The organism is Micromonospora sp. NPDC049799 (assembly GCF_040656655.1).
Lineage (GTDB): Bacteria > Actinomycetota > Actinomycetes > Mycobacteriales > Micromonosporaceae > Micromonospora.
In genome coordinates, this window is the sequence record NZ_JBFAMU010000525.1 from 1 (window position 1) to 3,395 (window position 3,395).

The following is a 3,395-nucleotide window of genomic DNA, read 5'->3' on the forward strand; positions in this document are numbered from 1 at the left end:
CCCGGCGGAGGTCTCGATCCGGTCCACCCGGGCACCCCACGCGTCGTAGCGGACCAGCGTCGGCGGGTGCGCCTCCGCGTCCGCGTGCGCGGACCGAAGCGGTCCGGTCACGTCGGCCGCGAGGTCGGCGAGACGACCCTTCGCGGCGGCGTGCCCGGCCGGGCCGAGCTGCCGCTCCAGCCACGAGCGCAGCAGCCGGTCACCGGCGTACGGGTCGTCGGGGGCGGGCACCGGCTGCACGAAGCGGCTCATCGGTTCGGGCTCCTCGCACGGGGGACGTCAGGGGTGTGCGCCGACGGTAGACGATCCGGCGGCGACCGCGACAGGGCCGACTTTCCTGCGCGCGGCCCGGCCCGTTCTCTACGGTCGACGGGTGGACGCTGAGCAGCGGTGGAGCCGGCCGGCGCGCCGGCACCGGCCGGTCCGCGCCGGCCTGGTGTTCGCCGGGGTGGGCGTGGCGCTGTGCTGCGTCGGGGTGGCCGGGCTGGGCGCCTGGAACGTGCAGGTGGTCACCCAGGCCAGTGGTCCGGTGCGGGAGACCGCCGACGGGTTCCTGCGGTCGGTGACCGTCGGCGACACCGACGGCGCGTACAAGCGGCTGTGCGCCGACGCCCGCAGCCGATGGAGCCCGATCGGGTTCACCAGCTGGATGCGCACCCCGCCGTTGGTCGACGACTACGAGATCGTCGACGTGTCCGTGGCGACCAGCCGGGGTCGCCCCGAGGGCACGGTGACGGTCCGGCTGACCCGCGACACCGGCGCCGTCGAGCAGCGGGAGCTGTCGGTGGTGAAGGAGGACGGCGGCTGGCGGGTCTGCGGCGACCCGTACTGATCAGGCGGGGACCGGCACGGTCTCCTCGGTCAGCCGGCCGTCGCGCAGCACCAGCACCCGGTCGGCCAGCTCCACCAGAGTCGGGTCGTGCGTGGCCACCAGGGCGGTCATCCCCCGTGCGCGCACCAACGCCCGGAGCAGGTCCATCACCGCCCGGCCGGTCTCCGAGTCCAGCTGGCCGGTCGGCTCGTCGGCGATCAGCAGCGGCGGGTCGTTGGCCAGGGCCCGGGCGATGGCCACCCGCTGCTGCTGCCCGCCGGACATCTCGTACGGCCGCTGCGCCGCGTGCCCGCCCAGCCCGACCATCTCCAGCAGCACCGCGACCCGCTGCTCCCGCTCGGCGGCCGGCACCTTCGCCAGCCGCATCGGCACCCCCACGTTCTCCGCCGCGGACAGGATCGGAATCAGCCCGAAGGACTGGAACACGAACCCGATGGCGTCGCGGCGCAGGGCCAGCAGCTCCCGCTCACCGACCGCGGTGACCTCCCGCCCGGCGACGTGGATGTGCCCGGCGGTGGGCCTGTCCAGCCCGCCGATCAGGTTCAACAGGGTCGTCTTGCCGGCGCCCGAGCGGCCCCGGACCGCCACCAGCTCACCGCGGCCGGCGGTGAACGACACCTCCCGTACGGCGTGCACCACCTGCCCGCCGGTGCGGTACTCGCGGCTGACGCCCTCGACACGTACCAGCTCGTCGCCCATCACTTCTCCTTCGCGTCCGCGCCGGGGCGCACCTGCACGTGGTCGGGCTCCAGCGTCAGCTTCACCCGGTCCCGCAGCTCCAGCGCGTCGACGAACGCCGACGGCAGCTGCATCCGGCCGGCGCGGTCCAGCACCGCGTACTCCTCGGTGACCAGCTCCTCGATGCCGTCGGCGCCCATGCGCGCCGAGCGGCGTACCTCGGAGGCGGTGCGGCCGTCGCGGATCGCGACGGTCCGTCGGACCTGCGAGGCGACCTGCGGATCGTGGGTGACCACCACGATGGTGACGCCCAGCTCGGCGTTGATCGCGCGCAGCGCCGCGAACACCTCACCGGCGGTGGCCTCGTCCAGCTCACCGGTCGGCTCGTCGGCGAAAAGCACCTCCGGGTCGTTGGCCACCGCCACCGCGATGGCGCAGCGCTGCTGCTCGCCGCCGCTCATCTGCCCCGGCCGACGGTCGGCGCAGTACCCGACGCCGACCATCTCCAACAGCTCGACCGCGCGCCGACGCAGTCTGCGACCGCGCCGCCCGGCCAGCCGCATCGGCAGCTCGACGTTCTCCCGCGCCGACAGGTACGGCAGCAGGTTGCGGCCGGTCTGCTGCCACACGAAGCCGACGGTGTGCCGCCGGTAGGCGAGCCGCTTGCGCGGGGACATGGTCAGCAGGTCGTAGCCGGCCACCCGGGCGATCCCGGCGGTCGGCACGTCCAGCCCGGACAGGATGTTGAGCACGGTGGACTTGCCCGACCCGGACGCGCCGACGATGGCCAGCAGCTCACCCTGGTCCACCACCAGGTCCAGGCCCTGCAACGCGACGACCTCCACCCCCTCGGTGGTGAAGATCCGCACCAGGCCGTCGCAGACGATGTGCCCGCGCAGCCGGTCGGTGCCGCCGGCGCGGGCGGCGGCCCGTTCCGCGGCCCGCCGTTGCAGGGTCGCCAGGTCCGGCGCGTTGTCGACGACCGTCATGCGTTCTCCTCTCCCACGCGGAGCACCTCACCGAGACGCATCCGCCGGTTCGCCAGATTCTCGACCGCCAGCCCGGCCAGCAGACCGACCACCACCAGGACCAGCACCCCGGCGACGACCATCGGGTCCAGCTGGGCGCGGGGCGTCACACCGGGCGTGAACGTGGACAGCCCGAGCGTGGTGCCGAGCAGGCGGGGCAGCGCCACGCCCACCGCGCCGCCGGCCAGGGCTGCCGCGCCGACCAGCGGCACCAGCTCGTACACCAGCAGCTGCCGGCCCTGCCCGCCGGACAGGCCCATGGTGCGCAGCCGGGACAGCACCCGCCCCCGGCCGCGGGCGTCGGCGACCACCGCGAAGCCCACCGCGAGCACGGCCAGCCCGGTGCCGCCGGCGGCGCCCACCACGAACGCCAGGGTGAGCACCTCGTTGACGCCGGTGCGTTCCAGGCCCTGCCGGCGTGCCTGCCACGTGTCCAGCGCGGCGGGCAGTTCCGGCTCCCGCACCTCGGAGCCCAGCACGGCGGACTGCCGCTCCCGCTGCGCGTCGTCGGCGACCCGCAGCAGCTCCGCCACGGCGATGTCCTCGCCGGCCAGCAGGAACCGGTTCGGGATCACCGGGGTGTCCGCGTACTCGGTAAGGGCCTGCCAGGGCAGCACGACGAACCGGCCCCCGTCCGGGCCCAGCCCGGGGAAGGTGTCGGCGACGCCGGCCACGGTGAACGGGAACAGCCGGTTCTGCACGTCCGCCGCACCGCCGGTGGGCAGGTCGGCGGCCACGTCGGGGGAGACCACCGCCGGCACCGGCCCGTCGCCGCGGCCGGCGGTGCGCAGCACGGCCGGCACGTCCACGTCGACGCCGCTGCGCCGCGCCACCTCGGCGAAGGCCCGGGCGTCGAC

General features: G+C 75.2%; 4 protein-coding genes and 1 pseudogene. 1 reads left to right on the forward strand and 4 read right to left on the reverse strand.

Annotated elements, in window-relative coordinates; all coding sequences use genetic code 11:
* Window positions 1–252 (reverse strand): hypothetical protein (locus AB0I76_RS25680; RefSeq protein WP_357040417.1); only part of this gene is annotated, 252 nt, incomplete at its 3' end.
* Between the two features lie 121 nt (window positions 253–373).
* On the opposite strand from AB0I76_RS25680, the gene AB0I76_RS25685 reads away from it, so the two are divergent.
* On the forward strand, window positions 374–832 hold the full coding sequence (locus tag AB0I76_RS25685; RefSeq protein WP_357040420.1) for a hypothetical protein: 459 nt from the start codon (window positions 374–376) through the stop codon (window positions 830–832).
* Here the strand turns inward: AB0I76_RS25685 and AB0I76_RS25690 are convergent, their stop codons facing one another.
* The 3 genes and pseudogenes from AB0I76_RS25690 to AB0I76_RS25700 all read right to left on the reverse strand — a co-directional run.
* On the reverse strand, window positions 833–1,531 hold the full coding sequence (locus tag AB0I76_RS25690) for an ABC transporter ATP-binding protein (RefSeq protein ID WP_357040423.1): 699 nt from the start codon (window positions 1,529–1,531) through the stop codon (window positions 833–835).
* Window positions 1,531–2,499: an ABC transporter ATP-binding protein gene (locus AB0I76_RS25695; RefSeq protein ID WP_357040426.1), complete on the reverse strand. Its 969-nt coding sequence runs from the start codon at window positions 2,497–2,499 to the stop codon at window positions 1,531–1,533. The genes AB0I76_RS25690 and AB0I76_RS25695 overlap by 1 nt, the downstream gene beginning before the upstream one ends.
* Window positions 2,496–3,395, reverse strand: a pseudogene (locus AB0I76_RS25700) (ABC transporter permease); the annotation flags it as partial. The pseudogene AB0I76_RS25700 and the gene AB0I76_RS25695, both read right to left, overlap by 4 nt.

Coding starts and splice junctions, on each gene's coding strand:
- AB0I76_RS25690 (WP_357040423.1), bottom strand. CDS start 1,531: ATGGGCGACGAGCTGGTACGTGTCGAGGGCGTCAGCCGCGAGTACCGC.
- AB0I76_RS25695 (WP_357040426.1), bottom strand. CDS start 2,499: ATGACGGTCGTCGACAACGCGCCGGACCTGGCGACCCTGCAACGGCGG.